This window comes from Acinetobacter sp. ACNIH1 (assembly GCF_002934695.1).
Classification (GTDB): Bacteria; Pseudomonadota; Gammaproteobacteria; order Pseudomonadales; family Moraxellaceae; genus Acinetobacter; species Acinetobacter variabilis.
This window is the reverse complement of the sequence record NZ_CP026420.1, coordinates 2,133,939-2,153,313: the sequence shown is the minus strand read 5'-3', so window position 1 is coordinate 2,153,313 and position 19,375 is coordinate 2,133,939. Positions and strand designations below refer to the sequence as shown.

22 protein-coding genes and 1 pseudogene are annotated in these 19,375 nt (G+C 41.6%); 18 read left to right on the top strand and 5 right to left on the bottom strand.

The genetic code is table 11. From position 1 onward, the window contains the following. Positions 1-26 precede the first annotated feature (26 nt). Together C3F22_RS10555 and C3F22_RS10550 are read right to left on the bottom strand one after the other, a co-directional pair. Positions 27-743, bottom strand: a complete 717-nt coding sequence (locus tag C3F22_RS10555) for a FadR/GntR family transcriptional regulator (RefSeq protein WP_104426520.1) — start codon at positions 741-743, stop codon at positions 27-29. An 80-nt stretch (positions 744-823) separates the two neighbouring features. Beyond that, entirely contained in the window at positions 824-2,557 is a 1,734-nt protein-coding gene (locus tag C3F22_RS10550; protein WP_104426519.1) for an IlvD/Edd family dehydratase, read from the bottom strand. A 167-nt stretch (positions 2,558-2,724) separates the two neighbouring features. Here C3F22_RS10550 and C3F22_RS10545 point away from each other — a divergent pair, with 167 nt between their 5' ends. The 3 genes from C3F22_RS10545 to C3F22_RS10535 are packed head-to-tail and all read left to right on the top strand — an operon-like array spanning position 2,725 to position 6,624. Further along, positions 2,725-4,035 (top strand): MFS transporter, encoded by a 1,311-nt coding sequence (locus C3F22_RS10545; RefSeq protein WP_213064455.1) that lies wholly within the window; start codon positions 2,725-2,727, stop codon positions 4,033-4,035. A 4-nt stretch (positions 4,036-4,039) separates the two neighbouring features. Next, the gene (gene araD1 / locus C3F22_RS10540) at positions 4,040-5,038 is read left to right on the top strand and encodes an AraD1 family protein (protein ID WP_104426518.1); all 999 of its coding nucleotides are present in this window, start codon (positions 4,040-4,042) and stop codon (positions 5,036-5,038) included. An 11-nt stretch (positions 5,039-5,049) separates the two neighbouring features. Next, a complete protein-coding gene (locus tag C3F22_RS10535) occupies positions 5,050-6,624 on the top strand; it encodes an aldehyde dehydrogenase (NADP(+)) (RefSeq protein ID WP_104426517.1) in 1,575 nt (524 codons plus the stop codon). A gap of 108 nt (positions 6,625-6,732) precedes the next feature. On the opposite strand, the pseudogene C3F22_RS10530 reads toward C3F22_RS10535, so the two are convergent. Then, a pseudogene (locus tag C3F22_RS10530) lies at positions 6,733-7,664 on the bottom strand (IS5 family transposase). A gap of 400 nt (positions 7,665-8,064) precedes the next feature. Here C3F22_RS10530 and C3F22_RS10525 point away from each other — a divergent pair. From C3F22_RS10525 to C3F22_RS10510, 4 genes are all read left to right on the top strand, one after another. Beyond that, positions 8,065-9,294 (top strand): tyrosine-type recombinase/integrase, encoded by a 1,230-nt coding sequence (locus C3F22_RS10525; RefSeq protein WP_104426516.1) that lies wholly within the window; start codon positions 8,065-8,067, stop codon positions 9,292-9,294. Positions 9,295-9,443: 149 nt separating this feature from the next. Continuing rightward, entirely contained in the window at positions 9,444-10,403 is a 960-nt protein-coding gene (locus tag C3F22_RS10520) for a hypothetical protein (RefSeq protein WP_104426515.1), read from the top strand. Between the two features lie 129 nt (positions 10,404-10,532). Then, the gene (locus tag C3F22_RS10515; protein ID WP_004815244.1) at positions 10,533-10,748 is read left to right on the top strand and encodes a hypothetical protein; all 216 of its coding nucleotides are present in this window, start codon (positions 10,533-10,535) and stop codon (positions 10,746-10,748) included. A 2-nt stretch (positions 10,749-10,750) separates the two neighbouring features. Next, positions 10,751-11,155, top strand: a complete 405-nt coding sequence (locus tag C3F22_RS10510; RefSeq protein WP_104426514.1) for a hypothetical protein — start codon at positions 10,751-10,753, stop codon at positions 11,153-11,155. Here the strand turns inward: C3F22_RS10510 and istB are convergent. Together istB and istA are read right to left on the bottom strand one after the other, a co-directional pair. After that, positions 11,152-11,925 (bottom strand): IS21-like element ISAba8 family helper ATPase IstB, encoded by a 774-nt coding sequence (istB, locus tag C3F22_RS10505; protein WP_075167882.1) that lies wholly within the window; start codon positions 11,923-11,925, stop codon positions 11,152-11,154. The two genes, C3F22_RS10510 and istB, sit on opposite strands and share 4 nt — an antisense overlap. Next, on the bottom strand, positions 11,925-12,944 hold the full coding sequence (istA, locus tag C3F22_RS10500) for an IS21 family transposase (RefSeq protein WP_104425964.1): 1,020 nt from the start codon (positions 12,942-12,944) through the stop codon (positions 11,925-11,927). The genes istB and istA overlap by 1 nt, the downstream gene beginning before the upstream one ends. A gap of 97 nt (positions 12,945-13,041) precedes the next feature. Between istA and C3F22_RS10495 the strand changes: the two genes are divergently transcribed. From C3F22_RS10495 to C3F22_RS10445, 11 genes are all read left to right on the top strand, one after another. Further along, a complete protein-coding gene (locus tag C3F22_RS10495; protein ID WP_228203542.1) occupies positions 13,042-13,305 on the top strand; it encodes a hypothetical protein in 264 nt (87 codons plus the stop codon). Positions 13,306-13,309: 4 nt separating this feature from the next. After that, on the top strand, positions 13,310-13,525 hold the full coding sequence (locus tag C3F22_RS10490) for a helix-turn-helix domain-containing protein (protein WP_104426513.1): 216 nt from the start codon (positions 13,310-13,312) through the stop codon (positions 13,523-13,525). After that, entirely contained in the window at positions 13,522-14,031 is a 510-nt protein-coding gene (locus C3F22_RS10485) for a Bro-N domain-containing protein (protein ID WP_104426512.1), read from the top strand. Before C3F22_RS10490 ends, C3F22_RS10485 begins: the two co-directional genes overlap by 4 nt. Then, the gene (locus tag C3F22_RS10480) at positions 14,021-14,389 is read left to right on the top strand and encodes a hypothetical protein (protein WP_104426511.1); all 369 of its coding nucleotides are present in this window, start codon (positions 14,021-14,023) and stop codon (positions 14,387-14,389) included. The genes C3F22_RS10485 and C3F22_RS10480 overlap by 11 nt, the downstream gene beginning before the upstream one ends. Before the next feature lie 9 nt (positions 14,390-14,398). Next, positions 14,399-14,707: a hypothetical protein gene (locus C3F22_RS18575; RefSeq protein ID WP_104426510.1), complete on the top strand. Its 309-nt coding sequence runs from the start codon at positions 14,399-14,401 to the stop codon at positions 14,705-14,707. 121 nt (positions 14,708-14,828) lie between these two features. Then, positions 14,829-15,110: a hypothetical protein gene (locus C3F22_RS10470; RefSeq protein ID WP_104426509.1), complete on the top strand. Its 282-nt coding sequence runs from the start codon at positions 14,829-14,831 to the stop codon at positions 15,108-15,110. 2 nt (positions 15,111-15,112) lie between these two features. Beyond that, complete coding sequence (locus C3F22_RS10465; protein ID WP_104426508.1) at positions 15,113-15,517, top strand: hypothetical protein; 405 nt, start codon at positions 15,113-15,115, stop codon at positions 15,515-15,517. Continuing rightward, on the top strand, positions 15,510-17,624 hold the full coding sequence (locus C3F22_RS10460; protein WP_171284727.1) for a DUF3987 domain-containing protein: 2,115 nt from the start codon (positions 15,510-15,512) through the stop codon (positions 17,622-17,624). The genes C3F22_RS10465 and C3F22_RS10460 overlap by 8 nt, the downstream gene beginning before the upstream one ends. A 583-nt stretch (positions 17,625-18,207) precedes the next feature. Further along, positions 18,208-18,534, top strand: a complete 327-nt coding sequence (ssb, locus tag C3F22_RS10455) for a single-stranded DNA-binding protein (protein ID WP_104426507.1) — start codon at positions 18,208-18,210, stop codon at positions 18,532-18,534. Between the two features lie 121 nt (positions 18,535-18,655). Then, positions 18,656-18,910 (top strand): hypothetical protein, encoded by a 255-nt coding sequence (locus C3F22_RS10450; protein WP_104426506.1) that lies wholly within the window; start codon positions 18,656-18,658, stop codon positions 18,908-18,910. A 126-nt stretch (positions 18,911-19,036) separates the two neighbouring features. After that, positions 19,037-19,342, top strand: a complete 306-nt coding sequence (locus tag C3F22_RS10445; RefSeq protein WP_104426505.1) for a hypothetical protein — start codon at positions 19,037-19,039, stop codon at positions 19,340-19,342. Positions 19,343-19,375: the final 33 nt, after the last annotated feature.

Genomic DNA, 19,375 nt, shown 5'->3' with positions numbered 1-19,375 from the left:
ATCTACATAGTGGTACTGCATATGACTTATTTTTTAATCAAATCATATGCCATTTTAGTATCCTCTAACTGCACCAGCGAGGCATGACGTGCAGAAAGAGGGTCTTTATTTTCAATTGCAGTTAAAATTGCTTTATGCCGAGGCAATGAATGGTTCTGTAAATTCGGTCTTAAACTGGTAACCTGGATTGACTGCTGCAAAGGTAAAACCAGCATTTTTGACATATATGCCAATAAATCATTATGAGTTGCTTTGGCAATTGAAAGATGAAAGTCAATATCCGGCTGGATAAACTCTTCAATACTTTCTGCCTGTTCCATCCCTGCATACGCTTTTTTAATGCGTGCTATATCTTCCTCTGTCGCCGTACTTGCTGCGATATAAGCCAATTCCGGTTCTAATACACGACGTACAGTAGATAAAGTTTTAAAAAATTCATTTTCAGGGGTAGATTGTATAAGCCAGTATAAAATATCCGGATCAAGTAAATGCCATTCATCTTTAGGGCGAACAACCGTACCAATTTTAGGTCGAGAATAGGTCAGACCTTTGGCATTCAGAACACGAATAGCTTCACGAAATACCGGTCGACTGACTTGAAATTCTTCACATAACTCTGCCTCTGAAGGCAATTTTGAATTTTCCGGTATTTCGCCAGATACTATTTTTAGACCTAATTGCTGAACAATAAGAGCATGTTGGCTTTTACTTGGAACAGGATTTTTATAGTCGGCATTACTCATATTTTACAATTGACCATTTATGATCTCATTATGGTATAGATGACCTTATGATTTCACAAGATCATCTAAATTTTAGGCACTTAATGTGAATGTCGGGGTACTTCAGAGCCTCGGCAACCTACCAGAAAATCAAAGTCACAGCCTTGATCTGCCTGAAGTACATGATCTACATAGAGCTGACGATAGCCCCCAATAAAGCTTGGTCTTGGTGGTTCTGGTAAATTAGCTAAACGTTGCTGCAATTCTTCATCAGAAATATCCAGGTGTAATTTTCCGGCATAAGCATCGAGTTCAATATAGTCACCATTTTGAACAGCGGCCAAAGGACCACAGGCCATAGCTTCTGGTGCAACATGCAAGACTACCGTGCCATATGCAGTACCACTCATTCGTGCATCAGAAATACGAACCATGTCGGTAATTCCTTTTGCCAGAATTTTTGGAGGTAATCCCATATTTCCGACTTCTGCCATGCCTGGATAACCTTTTGGACCGGCATTCTTGAGTACCAAGACACAGGTTTCGTCTACATCAAGATCTGGATCAACGATACGTGCCTTATAGTCATCAAAGTTTTCAAAGACTACAGCACGTCCACGATGTTTCATTAATTCCGGGGAGGCCGCAGACGGTTTCAATACAGCGCCTTTTGGTGCCAAATTACCTTTAAGAATACACATCCCACCATCATTACGAAGTGGGTTATCAATTTGACGAATCACTTCATCATTGTAGATAGGGGAGTTTTGGCAATTTTCCCAGATCGATTGACCATTGACGGTTAATGCTTGAGGATGGGGAAGTAGATTATTTTCACCCATACGACGTAATACTGCTGGCAATCCACCACTATAATAAAATTCTTCCATCAGGAAGCGCCCTGAGGGCTGCAAATCAACAATTGTGGGCATACCGCGACCCACACGGTTCCAGTCATCCAGTTCCAGATCAACCCCAATTCGGCCAGCAATTGCTTTCAGATGAATAACAGCATTGGTTGAACCGCCAATTGCAGCATTAACTTTGATAGCATTTTCGAAAGCTTCTTTAGTTAAAATTTTAGAAAGACGCAGATCTTCTTTCACCATATCTACAATACGCATACCAGATAAATGCGCCAATACATAACGGCGAGAATCTACCGCAGGGATTGCCGCATTATGGGGTAATGAGGTCCCTAAAGCTTCTGCCATACATGCCATTGTAGAAGCTGTGCCCATGGTATTACAGGTTCCTGCTGAACGTGACATACCAGATTCAGCTGATAAAAATTCATTTAAATCAATTTTTCCTGCTTTTAATTCCTCATGCATCTGCCAGACGATAGTACCCGCACCGATATCTTTACCCTTATGTTTGCCATTCAGCATAGGACCGCCTGTCACCACAATTGCAGGAACGTCACAACTTGCAGCACCCATGAGCAAAGCAGGAGTCGTTTTATCACAACCTGTTAACAAGACAACGCCGTCGATGGGATTACCACGAATTGCTTCCTCTACATCCATACTGGCTAAGTTACGGGTAAGCATCGCAGTAGGGCGTAAGTTAGATTCTCCATTGGAGAAAACCGGGAACTCAACCGGAAAGCCGCCAGCTTCTAAAACACCTTTTTTGACATGCTCAGCAATTTTACGGAAATGTGCATTACAAGGTGTGAGTTCTGACCAGGTATTACAAATACCAATAATTGGTCGTCCGTCAAACTCGTGATCTGGAATCCCCTGATTTTTCATCCAACTACGATACATAAATCCATTTTTATCGGTTGTCCCAAACCATGCAGCTGAGCGTAAAGGTTGTTTGTTAGACATTTCTATATCCCTATATAGTATTACTATTTAAAACATTAAAATTAAAATACAATAAAAAAAATAGTTTTAAAAGGGTTTACAACTTAAATAGTAATACTATATTTTGTCCTTACAGATTTCTCCCTAAGCATGAAGCTAAAACTAAAAATGGAAATATGGAGTCGAAGATGGATTTCGAGAAGGATGTCATCAGGAAGGTAACATTTAAGTTAATACCCGCTTTAGTGATCTTATATTTAGTTGCTTATATTGATCGTGCTGCAGTCGGTTTTGCCCATTTACATATGGGTGCTGATGTAGGAATAGGTGATGCGGCGTATGGATTAGGTGCAGGCTTATTCTTTATTGGTTATTTTCTATTCGAGGTGCCGAGTAATTTATTATTAGACAAATTTGGTGCCAGAAAGTGGTTCGCACGAATTCTGCTGACATGGGGTTTAATCACCATGGCCATGGCACTCATTCAAGGACCACACAGTTTTTATATTCTCAGGTTTTTACTTGGTGTAGCTGAAGCAGGTTTCTTCCCAGGAGTATTGTATCTGATTACCCAATGGTATCCAGTGCGTCATCGTGGAAAAATCATGGGGATGTTTATCCTGTCGCAACCGATTGCCATGATGGTAGCAGGGCCTTTAGCAGGTACATTATTGGGGATGGACGGTATCGCCAATATGCATGGCTGGCAGTGGTTGTTTGTAATGGTCGGGTTACCAGCAGTATTACTGTCTTTACCTACCTTGCTTTATCTTCCAGATAATATCAGCGCTGTAAAATGGCTGAGTAATGAACAAAAGAACTGGCTTAAAAATGAATTAGTTAAAGATGAAGCTGAATATGATCAAACACGTCATGGAAATCCACTTCATGCTTTAAAAGACAAGCGTGTATTAACTCTAGCTTTATATTACCTGCCGGTTACTTTAAGTATTTATGGACTAAACCTCTGGTTACCTACCATTATTAAACAGTTTAGTGGTGGTTCAGATCTACAAGTAGGCTTTCTCTCTAGTATTCCTTATGTCTTCGGGATTATTGGTCTGCTTATTATCCCTCTCAGTACAGATAAATTAAATGACCGTTATGGGCATCTTAGCTTCCTATATGCCTTAGGCGCCTGTGGCATGTTCTTTAGCGCTTGGTTGACTTCGCCTGTAATGCAGCTCATTGCACTTTCTGTTGTAGCGTTCGCTCTATTTTCAACCACGGCTGTGTTCTGGACACTTCCTGGGCGCTTCTTGACAGGTGCCAGTGCAGCAGCAGGGATTGCTCTTATTAACTCTGTTGGAAACCTAGGCGGTTATATCGGCCCGTTTGGTATCGGTTTATTAAAACAATATACCGGCAATATGGCTTCAGGTTTGTACTTTCTAACAATAGTCATGATTTTTGGTTTGATTTTGACATATTTCGTTTATACAAAATTTGAAACCAAGAAATCTAAAACAATGAACATTAATGAAAATGCTAAAGGATAGCAGCATGAATATTATTCAGTTTGAAGATCATTCTAATCAACGTGCGATAGGTATCGTAGAAAACAATCAGGTACTAAAGGTTAAGGAAATAACTACAGTTCGTGAGCTTGGACTCTTAGCTATTGAAAATGATCTTTCACTCGAAAAACAAGTTGAGGCATTAGGTTTTGCAGAACAACGTTATAACTATGTCGAGTTATTAAATAATTACAAAGTATTGCCTCCTTTAGATCATCCTGATGCTGCGCACTGTTTTATCTCAGGAACAGGTTTAACTCATTTAGGATCAGCATCTACGCGCGACAAAATGCATCAGCAGAATCTGAATGATCCAGCGTCTATGACGGATACTATGCGCATGTTCCACTGGGGAGTAGAAAAAGGTAAACCTGAAGCAGGTCAGGTAGGTGCACAACCAGAATGGTTCTATAAAGGAGATGGCTCAATCGTTGTACGTCCTGGTACAGAATTACCACTGCCTCCTTTTGCCGAGGATGGGGGTGAAGAGCCAGAAATAGCCGGTTTATATGTAATCGGTCCAGATTTAAAACCGTACCGTCTCGGTTTTGCACTAGGCAATGAATACTCAGACCATATTATGGAGCGCCGTAACTATTTATATCTTGCGCATTCAAAATTACGGTTCTGCAGTTATGGTCCGGAATTAAGAACAGGCGATCTGCCTAAGCACCTGGTAGGTAAAAGTCGTTTAAAACGTAATGGGGAAGTGATTTGGGAAAAAGAGTTTCTTTCAGGTGAAGACAATATGTGTCATAGCCTGAGTAATCTTGAATATCACCATTTCAAATACCATCAGTTCCTCAAACCAGGGGATGTTCATATTCATTATTTCGGAACAGCCACACTGTCTTTTGCAGACGGTATGAAAGCTGAAATTGGTGATGAATTTGAAATTGAAATGAAAGAATTTGGACAACCCTTAGTTAATAGATTGGCACCAACTCAACCTGAATTACCAATTGGCTCAGTTATAACTCTTTAAGGATCTTAGATATGAATTTTGGACACAACTTTATAGCAGGTAGTCGTAGTGCTGAAGGCGATAAAATCCTTAAAAGCCTGAATGCCACCACAGGTGAGGCACTGGGTTTCGATTTTCATCAGGCCACCGAACAGGAAGTCAACCGTGCAGTGGAAGCTGCCCATACTGCATTTAAAACCTACCGCCATACTTCTCCTGAACAGCGTGCTGTTTTTTTGGAGGCTATTGCAGATGAACTGGATGCACTCGGTGAAGATTTCTTAAATACCATTTCTCAAGAAACGGCTTTACCTATTGCTCGTCTGCAAGGTGAACGCGGCCGTACCAGCGGGCAAATGCGCCTGTTCGCGAAAGTATTACGTCGCGGTGATTTCCTGGGTGCACGAATTGATACCGCACTACCAGACCGTCAACCTTTACCACGACCAGACTTACGTCAGATTAAAATCGGTGTAGGGCCAGTTGCCGTTTTTGGGGCAAGTAACTTCCCTTTAGCATTCTCGACCGCCGGTGGTGATACCGCTTCTGCATTGGCAGCAGGTTGTTCTGTGGTGGTCAAAGCCCATAGCGGGCATATGGCCACTGCAGACTATGTGGCTCAGGCCATTGAACGTGCCGTTGAGAAAACAGGCATGCCCAAAGGGGTATTTAACATGATCTATGGTAATGCTGTCGGTGCCTTACTGGTGAAACATCCATTAATTCAGGCCGTCGGTTTTACCGGTTCCCTCAAAGGTGGCCGTGCACTATGCGATATGGCAGCAGCACGTCCACAGCCGATTCCGGTCTTTGCTGAAATGAGCAGTATCAACCCGATGCTGATGCTGCCTGAAGCTTTAAAAAACCGTGGTGATCAGATTGCCCAGGAGCTGGCAGATTCAGTAGTACTGGGTTGTGGCCAATTCTGTACCAATCCAGGATTGATCCTGGGAATTAAATCACCTGAATATACACGGCTCATTGAACAGCTCAGTGAAATCATGGCAAACAAGCCGGCTCAAACCATGCTCAATGCAGGGACATTAAACAGCTATGTTTCTGGCTTATCGCATTTATCCGAGCATTCCGGCATTCAGCACCTGGCCGGTCAGGAGCAACAAGGGGAGCAGGCATTACCGCAACTCTTCAAAGCAGAGGTTGAACTGCTGCTTGCTGGTGATCAACTTCTGCAAGAAGAAATCTTTGGACCCACTACGATTGTGATTGAAGTAGAAGACAAAGCCCAGTTACTACAGGCTTTAAGCAGCATGAATGGACAGTTAACAGCTTCACTGATTGCGGATGAATCGGATCTGGTGGAGTTTGCCGATGTAGTACCGGTATTGGAAGAAAAGGCAGGCCGCTTATTGTTGAATGGCTATCCAACCGGTGTAGAAGTCTGTGATGCCATGGTACATGGCGGACCTTATCCGGCTACTTCAGACGCACGTGGTACTTCTGTGGGAACGTTGGCAATTGACCGTTATCTACGTCCGGTCTGCTACCAGAACTATCCGCAAAGTCTGTTGCCTGAAGCATTAAGAGATGAGAATCCACTGAACCTGCTGAGACTCGTCAATGGGGAAATGACTCAAAACAGAATTTAAAAATAAACACTAGAATATGGGTAATAACATATAAGTGTTTAAATCTATTTGATAGGGGCTTTGTTGCACAAAGATTTGAAATGCAAAGCGCCCCTAATTGAACCAAATTTAAGGCATAACTTGGGTAAGTGATCGACCTAATTCCGTAAATCTGTTGAGGACTGCTACACGTGCATGAATCTCATTCACTTGGCTATCAAAACTCCTTGCACTGAGTTTATCTCCTAATAATTTGATGCAATGCATCTTAGTTTCAACCAAACTTCGCCGATGATATCCTGACCATTTTTCCATAGTGTCCTGCCTAAACGTTTAATTGTTCGAAGTAATTCATTTCGCTCTAGCGAGCTACTCTTTGTATCTTTCCATGGTTTCGCATTTTTTCTAGGTGGAATCACCGCATGCCCTTGCCGATCTGCAATGACCTGACGGCATTGCTTGGTGTCATAAGCTCCATCGGTATAAACAGAGTCAATCCGCTCATCTTGTGGAATCTGATTAAGTAAATCACCAAGCACCTGTGAATCACTGATATTATTGGTTGTAAGCTGAACTGCTCGTATTTGCAGGGTTTTGGCATCTATACCAATATGTAGTTTACGCCATTGGCGACGATATTCAGGTCCATGTTTCTTGCGTTTCCATTCGCCCTCACCTAGAAACTTCATGCCTGTAGAGTCCATGAGTAGATGCAGCCCATCTCTACTTTTTTGGTAGCTGATTACAATATCAATATGCTTTTGTCTTCTACAAAGCGTGGTGTAATCTGGAGCTATCCAATTTAATCCGCAAAGTTTAATCAGACTTTGCACAAAGCCAGTAACCATACGTAGAGACAGACGGAATAAGGATTTAATCATTAAGCAGCATTGGATGGCTGCGTCGGAGTAGGTTTGATTTCGCCCTTGTTTGCCTTTTGATGGCGCATACCATTGCGTAGCAGGATCAAACCAAATGGCAATATTTCCGCGACTCATGAGTGCTCGGTTATATGCGGGCCAATTGGTTGTGCGGTAGATTTTGTGTGTAGGCTTCTTCATTTGAAAATTATATCGCTGAAAAAGCCTTTACAGATAGGTTTGTGCAACAAAGCCGTTCTAAGCTAAATAAATCTTTGCCACATTTTTTGCCACACTTTTTTTAATGGCTATCACAAACTATCATATGCAAGTAATTGAATAATAGATAATTCAATAACTTATATTAGATAGAAATTGATAGGGTTGAGTTCTAGTGAGTTCAACTCCCGCCATCTCCACCAAATACCTAACAAAACATGGCGAAATATGCCAAGTTTTAAAACGAAAAGGCTTGATTCTAAAGGGATTAAGCCTTTTTTCTTGCCTAAACATAACCAAATATAACTAGCTACAGTGTACATGCACCGTGTACACTGTCTTGTACATTGCAAGATTTATTGAATCCGTTGGTGTACAAGCCATGAAAAGAACAGAAATCAAACGTAGACCGTTATCAGACACCGTACTGGCTAACCTAGAACCCGAATCAAAAGAATATCGGGAGCTGGACGGTGACGGCTTATATTTCCGTGTAAAGCCTGATGGCAAAAAGGCATGGTTATTCAGATATAAAAAAGCAGATGGTAAATGGTCGTGGCTGGGCATTGGTACTTATCCTGAATTGTCAGGCAAAGGCGCAAGAAAAAAAGCATCTGAGATAGTTCAAGACATTTCGCACGGCGATAATCCAATCATTACTAAGCAGGAACGCAAGCGCAAAGAGCTTGAGCAGAATAATGCCACTTTTGAAGTATTGGCGCGTGAATGGCTGGACACAAAAGCGAATACTTGGGTACAGGACACCATGACCCGAAATAAAGGCGCATTAGAAAAACATATATTCCCAGTTTTCGGTAAACGCTTGTACACCACCATAAAACCGATTGAATGGATGAATCATTTAAAAGGGATTCAACAAAAGCAGGGCATTTATGAACAAGTAAACCGAGTTCGGGCCATGTGCCGTGATATATACGATTTTGCAAAGGTGACAGGCCGTATTGATTACAACCCACTGGAGGGTTTGCAAAAGTTCCTACAGCAAGGCGTAAAACAAAATATGTCGCATGTGAGTGAACAGGAGTTCCCAGCACTACTTAGGGCAATCAATAATTATCCAACTATGGACGTTCGGATGGGATTGCAGCTTTTAGCTATGCTGTTCTGCCGACCTACCGAGCTAAGGGAAGCCAAATGGCAGGAGTTCGACCTAGAGCAAGGATTATGGAATATCCCAGCCGAGCGTATGAAGAAACGCCGTGAGCATGTCGTACCTTTATCCACTCAAGCATTAGCAATATTAAAAGAGTTGCAGACCTACCAAACCAATTCAGATTATTTATTTCCGAGCAGATCGGACAAGAGCAAGCCAAAATCAGACACTGTTTTTATTATGGCCCTACGGCGTATGGGCTATGAAGGCAGACAGACACCACACGGATTTAGACATATTGCGAGTACCTTGTTAAACAATCGTGGCTTTGATGAACGTCATATTGAAGCAGCACTGGCACACGTTAAAGACGGTGTAGCAGGGGTGTATAACAAGGCCCAGTACCTACAGGACAGGGCCAATATGATGCAATGGTACGCGAACCATTTAGAAGAAATTGCAGATCAGAGCATCATTCAGTTTAAAAAGGCTAAATGACAATATATGTCGCACTACTAGCCAATAAATGCACAAATATAGGGAAATATAGATTATATTCAGTTTGCTAGGTATAGGCAGGCCAGCCGACAAGCAAGTACCCAACTTGTTTACCTAGTTATCTTTGGGGATGCTTGGGAGGCATTAATATGAATAATTTACCACTGAAAATATTTTATACATTAAAAGAGGCATCGGCTGTTTTAAATGAGCGATTAAAATCTACAGAATTTAATGACGAGTATTTTTTACACTTAGGTATGAAAGGCGATATACGCTTAGGAGTGTTTGCAAAACCTAATTTTGAGGAAAGTGATATTGGTGTTTTATATTCGGATTGGTTTGAATTTGATGATTCGGAAGCGTTAGAAAACCTTAGGGCTATAAATTCGACAGCGATGACTTTGAATGAAATTGGGGCAATATTGATTTTAAATAATGGCTCAATAAAAGATATCTATTTTAATAAGTCTATAAAATTAAAAAATACTTATTTCGATAATACTTATTCAATAGATACACAAGAGTTCTCAGTAAAAGGAGATCTTGAAGAAACATTCTCATGCTGTAAGTTTTTTGACAAGTTACGAGCGTTAGATTTTTTTGATGTTGTCTTTTATTCAGAGAAATATAATACGATTCATAATTCAGGTATGCGTAGTGAATACCTTACATTCCCGAAAGTTGAAGATGAAAAGGAAGATGATTGGAAAGTAGCCTATTGGTTTAGGGAAGATTTTGACGTAAATAGAGATATGAGCGAGTTTCAATCAGAAAGAGAGATATGTAGAGATGACTTTCTTATTTTAGGAGAAGATATAGAGTTAATCCTTAATGGACAAAAGAGAGAGTTGCCAGTAAAACATCCTCGTAAGCGCTTAAATAAAGCAGCCTATTCCGAGCTTGATATAAAAACACACCCTAAAAGAGCTAACTCTATAAATCAAGTTATTTATGGCTTGGCTAAAATGGCTGATTTAGACTTATCCCAGCACCAGTCTGCATATACACAATTGGAAGCTTTTTGTAATTCGAATGGCATAGAGATACCTGGAAAAGATACGTGTGGAAACTTATTTAGGGAGGCTCATAGGAAATTTCACTCATAAAATTCTAATTAGAATCTAGATAGAACGAAAGTCATTCTAAATAGAACGATATTGATTCTATTTAGAACAATGCTTTAAAAATCATACTCATACTGAACCCACTATATTTTTGTATAAGTGGGTTTTTTTATGACTATCAAACCAATCCGCGTTCAATTCAAAACCGCTTGCGAACTACTGGACATAAGCCGTGAATCATTGCGCCATATCGTGCGTACTGATGCAGCATTTCCGCGACCAATTAAAACAGGGGATACCAAACAAGCCCCAGTCTATTTTGATTATGCCGAGCTTGTAGAGTGGCATAACAGCCAAAAGCAAAGCCTTGCTGTAATGGAGGCTTAATCATGGAAATTACCCTACAGGATGCAATCAGCATCACCCAGCAGGCACAAAGTAAACTTGAGCAAATCAACCATGCCGCAAATCAAGAACAGGTCCGAGACCTTTTTATTGATGTTTCGGACTTCACCTGTCTAGCACTGGAATGTTTCACTAATGAAGTAAAAGGCGAGACCAATACTAGGCAGATTGACCAGGCAATTGACCTACTCGACCATGTTTCTATCCGAGCATCCGAGTTAAGCCGAGAAGTATTTTTAAAGCCTTATTCAATTGATGACTACCTAAAGGCCGAGGCCAACAAGCTAAAGACCTTCACACAATTGGTACTTTGTCAACGGCATTCTAAAATTGACCCCTTTTACCTTACAAATGGCAAAGTAAAATTGACCCCTTTGATCTCGTATTAAGTTTCAACCTGGGGCTGAATCCCAATTCTTTTTTTACCCTTCAAACGATAACTCTCACCCGATATTTGTACCACATGACAGTGATGTAATAGCCGATCTAACATCGCAGCGGTCAACGTGACATCATCCGCAAATGACTTAGACCATTGGCTAAAGGGTAAGTTACTCGTCAATATCGTACTGCCTTTTTCATAACGCTTGGCAATCACGTTAAAGAACAGATTCGCTTCTTCACGTCCAAATGGTAAATAACCAATTTCATCGATAATCAGTAACTTTGGTCCCAGTACCGCACGCTGCATATAGGTTTTCAATTTACCTTGCTGATAGGCTGTACTCAGTTGCAGCATTAAATCCGCTGCGGTAATGAACTTGATCTTAATGTTGTTCATGATGGCCTTATAGCCTAATGCCATAGATAAGTGCGTTTTTCCTACTCCGCTAGCCCCCAGAAACACCACATTTTCTGCTCTAGCAATAAAGCTCAGATTGAACAGTTCAATCACCTGTGATTTAGGGGCCCCTAGGGCATAATTAAAATCATAGTCTTCCAGGGTTTTGACTTGAGGCAGGCCTGAGAGTTTCATCAGTACCTGCTGACTGCGCTGTTGCCTGGCAGCATATTCATGCGTCAAGATTGCTTCAACAAAGTCGGCATAACTTCCATCCTGACCTAATGTTTGTTGTGCATGATGTGACCATTGTGATGCGATGGCAGGCAGATTGAGCTTTTGGCAAAGCTGCTCTATACGGTCGTATTGCAGATTCATCAGGAAACTCCTAGCAACTGATCATATACCGATAAGGGATGCTGCAAACTCTCGTAGGGCATGACATGCTGTGCTGCTGCAACAGGTACAGTGCCAGAACCTGTATCTGATTGCGGTAATGGCGTAAATTTTTGCTGCTCCTGTTGCAGTCGAACAGCCGGTTTTTCTTGCGTGGTGGCATGAATCCGCTGATTGGCGGTTTCATGCAGCCACCGGCCAATGTGGGCATTGGCGACATCAACATTTAACAGTAAACCCGAAGTCTTCAGGCTTGCTTTCAATGGCACAATAAAGCTTGATTTGAGGTATCCATTAAAGCGTTCAACTTTGCCTTTGGTCTGTGCACGGTAGGGCTTACATACGCGAGGACGAAAGCTGTATTTCTTGGCGCAGTCGAGCAGTTTGGGGTTCCATTTATGCTGCCCCTCCTGATAGGCATCCCGTTCAATCATGATCGTTTTAGCGTTATCAAACAGGATTTCTTGAGGTACTCCTGCAAAGAACTGAAATGCATTTTCTAGACCATCGATCCATGCATCGGTACGTTCATGATCATAAAATTTCACGAAAGTCGCTCTGGAATACCCTAATGTTGCGACAAAGGCTTTCAAAGTCGTGTTGTTGCGTCGAATCGTGGTGAAATCCACCTGCATTTGTTGGCCAGGTTGGGTTTCAAAACGAATGATCGGTTCCGGTTTAGCAACTGGTTTTAATGTTGCGAGATATTCCCTCAAGATCCTGATCTTTCCTGGATATCCCAACCTTAAAATTTCCTGGTAGAGCACAACAGCAGGAATCCATTCAGGATGAGCTGCGTTTACACGTTTGAGTAAATAGGGTTTATATGGATCAAGAATACTTGTTCTAGGTTGTGTACGCCGATACTGAGGTGTTTCCTTCTGCCGTAAATATTTACGTACGGTATTTCGGGACACCCCCAGTTCACGACTAATGGCTTTAATGGATTTACCTTGCTGATGAAGTATTTGGATTGTCACTGCTTGCTCCAAAGTTAACATGTTGAGCAGTCCAAAATGACCGCTATATTAACCAAGGGGGTCAGTTTTTAAATGCCGTTAGGGGGTCATTTTTACACTGCCGCTAACACTTGATGTATTGAGTATTACAAGCCCAGCCGATCTATACGCCTATGCCCTTGCTTCATATTGTCCGACTGGCGAAGCGGATGAAGAAGCAGACTTGATCGTAAATGATGAGCCTATGAAGTTTTTAGGGGTTCGGGGCTTTAGTGGAACAGTCAAAGGGCTACGTGAAGAGCATGCCGACATGATGAAACATGCAGATGCTAAGGATGTTCTGATAATCCACATCGGAACGATTCACAAATTGTCTGACGCACTGGCAAAAACAGGAGCATAAGAACATGAATAACACCCAATTAAAACAGATTTTAGAACATCTCAAACAAGGCAAAACTATTTCACAAGCCGAGGCTATTCACCTTTATCGATGTTATCGCCTGAGCGCTGTCATTCAGCGTCTACGTACAACTGGGCACTACATCGTGACCCACAACGAACCAAACCAGGATGCCAGAGGCACTCATGCACGTTATGAGCTTAAGCAGGTGGCAGCATGAATCTAGCTATATTTAATTTCAATAAGCACGGCGTTCGAGTTGCTATGGATGCTAATGGTGAACCTTTGTTTTGTTTTCCCGATGTGTGTAAGGCGCTAGATATTAGAAACGCCCATACAAGTCGATTCAGCATGAATGAGAAGGGTATACATACTTTGTATACCCCTACCAATGGTGGTAATCAAAATATTACTTTTATTAGTGAAGAAAACCTTTACCGAATTGTATTCCGGTCTACCAAACCTGAAGCACTTAGCTTTCAAACATGGGTATTTGCTGAAGTATTGCCATCCATCCGCAAGACTGGCTCATATTCAGCCAGACAGACTGCTTATGAAGAACTAAACCGCTTGTGCATGCAAGAGAAGGTCTCAAAGGATAAAGGTACGTTCCACAGCCATGGCATGCATCGTCGTAAACGTGAAAAGCATTTAAATGCAATGCGTATCCAAACATGCAAAGCAAATTTACAGTTAAGTTTCGAGGGGGTACACAATGAACCATGATGTAAACCCCGAGTTTTTCAAGGCTTTCGACCACTATAAGGCGATGCTGGCACAGTATGGAGAGCATCACCCAATCACAGACCAGGCATTTCTACTGACGATGCACTACACGCCTGAGCATATCAAAGCAGAGATGCACCAAAAGGCGAAGGAATTAAACCTGCTGCCATCGCCTAGCGGTTATACGGATGACGGCGAACCTATGTACCAGTTAGAGGATATTGCAAAGCATTTCGGCATTACTTTTGAAGAAGCAGAACAGCGTTTATTGCAGATGATGGATAACCGCCAGCAAGTCGGATTATCAAATGACGGCGTTTTGATTAATTCAAATATCCATATCAACCGTGTGCAGTGAGGTGAAAGCATGAAAAATCGATTGAAGAATCTTGCTAACATACCAAAGTATGGTTATATTAATCAGGCTTTGAGCAAAATCTCAAAGTTAGCTTTGGTCGGCTATAAATATTCAGCGCATACAGTCCGCTTCGTGGGCTTTTTTTGTATGTGTAATCTCTCTATGCGTTCGCATATCTCTATGGCGAAGTTGGAGGGGGACACTCTCGAGTGTGCCAGTTACCTGAATTACTGGTCGACCAACCCCTTTCAGCTTTGCCACCATAATTACTTGGTCGTAATTGGCAAAGCTCCGTTAAATAATTCAGGAGCGCATTAATCATGCCTAAAAATATTCATCAAATTACACGCCAGCGTATCCAGTCAGCAGACTTTGCACAAAAGCAGGGATTAGTTCAGCGCATTTCCTCAATGCTTAAAAAAGTATGGGGAGTGTAATCATGTCGAATCAGATCAAAAAAACCCACAACCCATCTCTAGGCTATACCAGTGCCTTTTTTGCACCCCATGCCGAAGCAAATCATTTGAATGCCCAAGACGTTGCTTATGAATTAGTGGCCAGTGCAAAGGATATTTCAATTGCCACTTTTCAATGTTTTGATGGTGGCAACAAATTAATGATTAAAGCGGAAATTGTCGCCAATCTTATTGCTGAAATTCAAACAAAATTGGAAATGATCGAGCGGATCCTGCCTTTAGCTTTCGAAAGTGAGGAGGCGTAATCATGTCAAATCAAATCAATAAAACAGCTCAAGACCTTTTAGAAAATGCCCAAGTCATTCTTGAGTCGCTAGAAGGCTCATTATTTCGCTTGTATGTCAGTTATGACCAGTGTGACCTGTCTGATAATAAGGCTAAGGCCATGATGAGCGTTTGCGGAATGCTGGCAAATGGTGCTTTAGAAGATATTGAGGGCGCTAGTGCGAAAACTAAGTTAAATATTTCAATGTTTATTAATCAGGCTACTGGCATCTTGGTCACACTTGAAGAACTTGCAGATTTTTATTTATCCAAAGGCCACACAGCAGCAGCTATGCACGGCTTGTTCTTAGCAGTAGGACAATTAAAAGAATCATTAGAAACTGCGGTTTATGCGGTTGCGGATAAAGGGGGTAGCCACAATGCTTGATTATGACCACCCCGAAGAACTAATAACACCCGAAGCTATTTTAGCTGAATGTGAGCAGCTTGTATCGTTTAATGGTGCCTATTCATCACATCCATTAATACAGCGTTTTGGCAGTCCTGAGCAGCCGATCTATGCTGATGATGGCAATGTGGATATAAACGGCGTTACCTATGCACAGCCTTTGATTATGCCTATCTATGATGGGCAAATGGAGCTTGTACAGTGTGCTGTCATGCAAGATGGGCAGCGCGTGGCCGTCATACCTGATGGATTGGCTAGAGGCTTTGCAAGGTATGGTGATTTTGACCATGCTAAGCCTGTCATTATCACGTACAGCTTAGAGGCATTCTTTAAGATTGCCCAGACTGGCTACGCCGTTGTATTGGTGCTACTGCCTACCCTATGTAGCAACCATAAAACAGAACTCAAGCCGTTTGACTTTAAACAAATTGAGTTTGTGATTAACCAGCTGTCACAGGCAGGTTATAAACAGCTTTACCTACCTGTCAGAATTGAACAAATGCACCTTGAGCCATTTAAAAAGCTGGAGCAGAGTACGGCAGTTAGACTACTATGCCAGTATTTAAAAATTGGTGTAAGCGAGTTTCAGATTGAATTAAGCCAGGATGAAAGTGTAAGTGAAGTACTGGCATTCCTGGATGAGGCTATTGACCTATTAAGTAAGCCTACCGAGTGGGACGAGTTATTGCCATTATCTCAATCAGAAACCATTTTAAACCCTTATCCGATACACGCACTGCCACCACTGGCACAAGAGGCGGTAAGGGCTATTTCTGAGCATGTGCAATCACCAATTGCCATGACTGCTCAGTGTGTTATTGGGGCAATGTCACATATTGCTCAAGCTAAGGTAAATGCACCCCATCCCTTCAATTCTCAGGGGGAGCCATGTAGTTTATATCTTCTTACCGAAGGCCAAAGCGGAAGCCGTAAGAGTACGAGTCGAAACCTGGCAGATCAGGCAATCATCAAGTATGAACGCAAACAATATGAAGCATATCGGCAAGAGCTTGAGCAATGGAAAACAGCACAAGCTGGATTACCTAAAAAAGACCGGGAGGCATATTGTGCAGAGAATCCACCACCGAATGACCCTAGCACCCTATACAGTGATATAACCCTTGAATCTATTGCTGGGTTATATATTGATGGCATCTTGAGTAATGCCTCTATTGCCAGTGATGAGGCAGGGCAGTTTTTTGGTGGCCATACCATGAAAGGCGATACACGCAACCAAGCATTGGGAGGCTATGCAAAGTTATTTGATGATGGTTTTGTGGAGCGTACTCGATCTAAGTCAAACTTAAACGGCAGTGGCCGAGCTTATGATGTTCGATTGACGTTTAATTTGCAGGGACAACATGAAGTCTTAGCAGATGCGTTAAAAGACCCAGTATTAAGAGGACAGGGGTTTTTACCTAGATTTATTCTGACTATCCCTGAAAACCTAGCAGGTACACGCCTGCAGGATGCAATTTATCGAAATAAGAATGCAAGTACAGACCATAGGCTTATAGCCTACTGGACGCGCTGCGAGTATTTACTTGATGATTGCCCACACGTAAAAGCCGAGCATGAGCTACACAATGGGCGCTACGTCCTGCCTATGAATGACGAGGCAAAGGATATAGACCAAGAATTTTATAATATGTTTGAGGTGTTACAAGGCAAAGGGAAGCGTTATGAGTATCTACAAGCATTCGCCAGTCGTGCCAGTCAATTAGCGCGCCGTTTGGCTACTGTATTCGCTTATTTTGAAGGTCTACAGTGGATTGATGCCAAGACCCTCAAGGGAGCTTGTGAGGTCGTTAAGCATTCCTTGAATGAATGGGCAATGTATGCAGATATTGAGGTTAAGTCTGAAAGTGATGCAGAGCGTCTTTCACGTTATTTAATTAACAAATGCAATGCAGACCAGACAAACCAACTTGCTAAAACGCTTGCATTGAAGGGTGCGCCATCCAAGCTCAGAGCAGTTAAGGAATTTAACCGTTGTTTAGATGAACTGGTCGACCATAATTTTGTGAGATTAACCACTATTAACCGAACTCAATACATTGAGTTGAATCCATTATTACTGAAATAGCTGAGATTCTGCGATTTTTGACATGAAAGCCTTGCTAATAAAGGTTTTAAAAGTCGCAAATAAGTTGCGATTTGATTGCGACACGCTGCGATTTATTGCGATTAGTGAAGATAGGGCTATAAAAATCGCATCTAGAAATCGCAAAGTCGCAAGAAGTCGGAAACCCCAAGCGAAACGCCAAGCCAAGCTATATAGGGCATACAGCTAAAAATCGCAGAATCGCAAGGTTTTCTATAAGTCGGAAATATATAAATTGAGATTCAAATCATATCAAGATCGAATCCATAGGGTGTACAAGGTACGTTGTAATTCACCCTTGTTTAGTAGAATAGTGACTAAGTGACTAAATGAGCCTGAAAGCCTTACAGCTAAAGGGCTTTCGTTTAGAAGTCATGTTTTGACTAAGTGACTAAGTGACTAAGTGACTAAACGGAAAACTTAAATGATTAATTCTATTTAGTCGCTTAGTCAGATAGTTTTTAGGTGACTGCTAAATACAGAGCCTTATATATCAATAGTTGCAGGGCTATTTAGTCATTTAGTCAGACTTTTGAAGAAAATATATAAATTGAGATTTAAACCAATGCCAAACGTAAACAAAGTAACTGTGATGGGTGTACTAGGCCGTGACCCTGAAACTAAGCAATTTCCCAACGGCGGAAGCGTTACTACTTTCAGTGTAGCAACTACTGACTTCTGGAAGGACAAGACCACTGGCGAACGCAAAGAGGCCACAGAATGGCACAGAATCACCACCAGCAACCGTTTAGCCGAGATTGCCAGTAAGTACCTCAAGAAAGGCGGAAAGGTTTATGTTGAAGGCTCATTACGTACAAGGAAGTGGAAGGATGGTAAAGGAGTAGATCGGGAAGTGACAGAGATTCGAGCTGATGAGCTGCAATTGCTTTAATGAATGGCCTCCTTATCGAAAGGCAAGGCATTATACATAGCCTTACATTTAAGATATATGGCTTAATTTTTAATTTTCGGAGTCCATAAAAAGAGAGCTTGAAATAATAGGAGAATATGACATGGATAATACTGAATTATTAAAAACTATCCTTTCAAAAGTCGAGGGATTGGAGAAAGCTTTAGCCCATAAAGATGAACGCCGTGTTGGTGTAAGGGAATTTGCAGAGCGTCTAAATATTTCATCCCCAACTTTGTACGCTCGAATCAATGAAGGGTTAATCGAAAAACCATTGAAGGATGGAAAGCTGAGTTACTGGCTTAATTCTTACGTTAATTTAATTGTTGTAGGGAGGACAGGCAATCTTAAGTATTGATACTGTATGACTTTGCTGTGGTGAAGTTGGGTGTGCATTTAACTGTGCCGGATGATTTAAAATAGCTTGTACATTAACCAAGCAACCCGATATATTTATTTTAAATAATAGCTTATGGGGTAAAATATGGAATGGATTGGTGAAAAATTAGAATATCTGAGCACTATCTTTAGTGAGTATCCAAGAGTGTTAAGGCGGACCATTTTTTATATTGTTTTGGCACCTGTCCTTACTCTAGCTTACTACTTTCTTCTAAATGGGGCAGCCAATTTCAATATTATGGGTATGTATCCTTTCAATGCCTGGCTTATTGATAATTATAATTTGCTTCGATGGGGCCTGATTACCATACCTTTATTGATCTTATTGTGGGGCTGGGGTGATACCAGCGACCTATATCATGAATTAAAAGAAAAGAAATATGGCTATTAAGCCTTATCCACTAAGACCTTCTTCGGGAGGTTT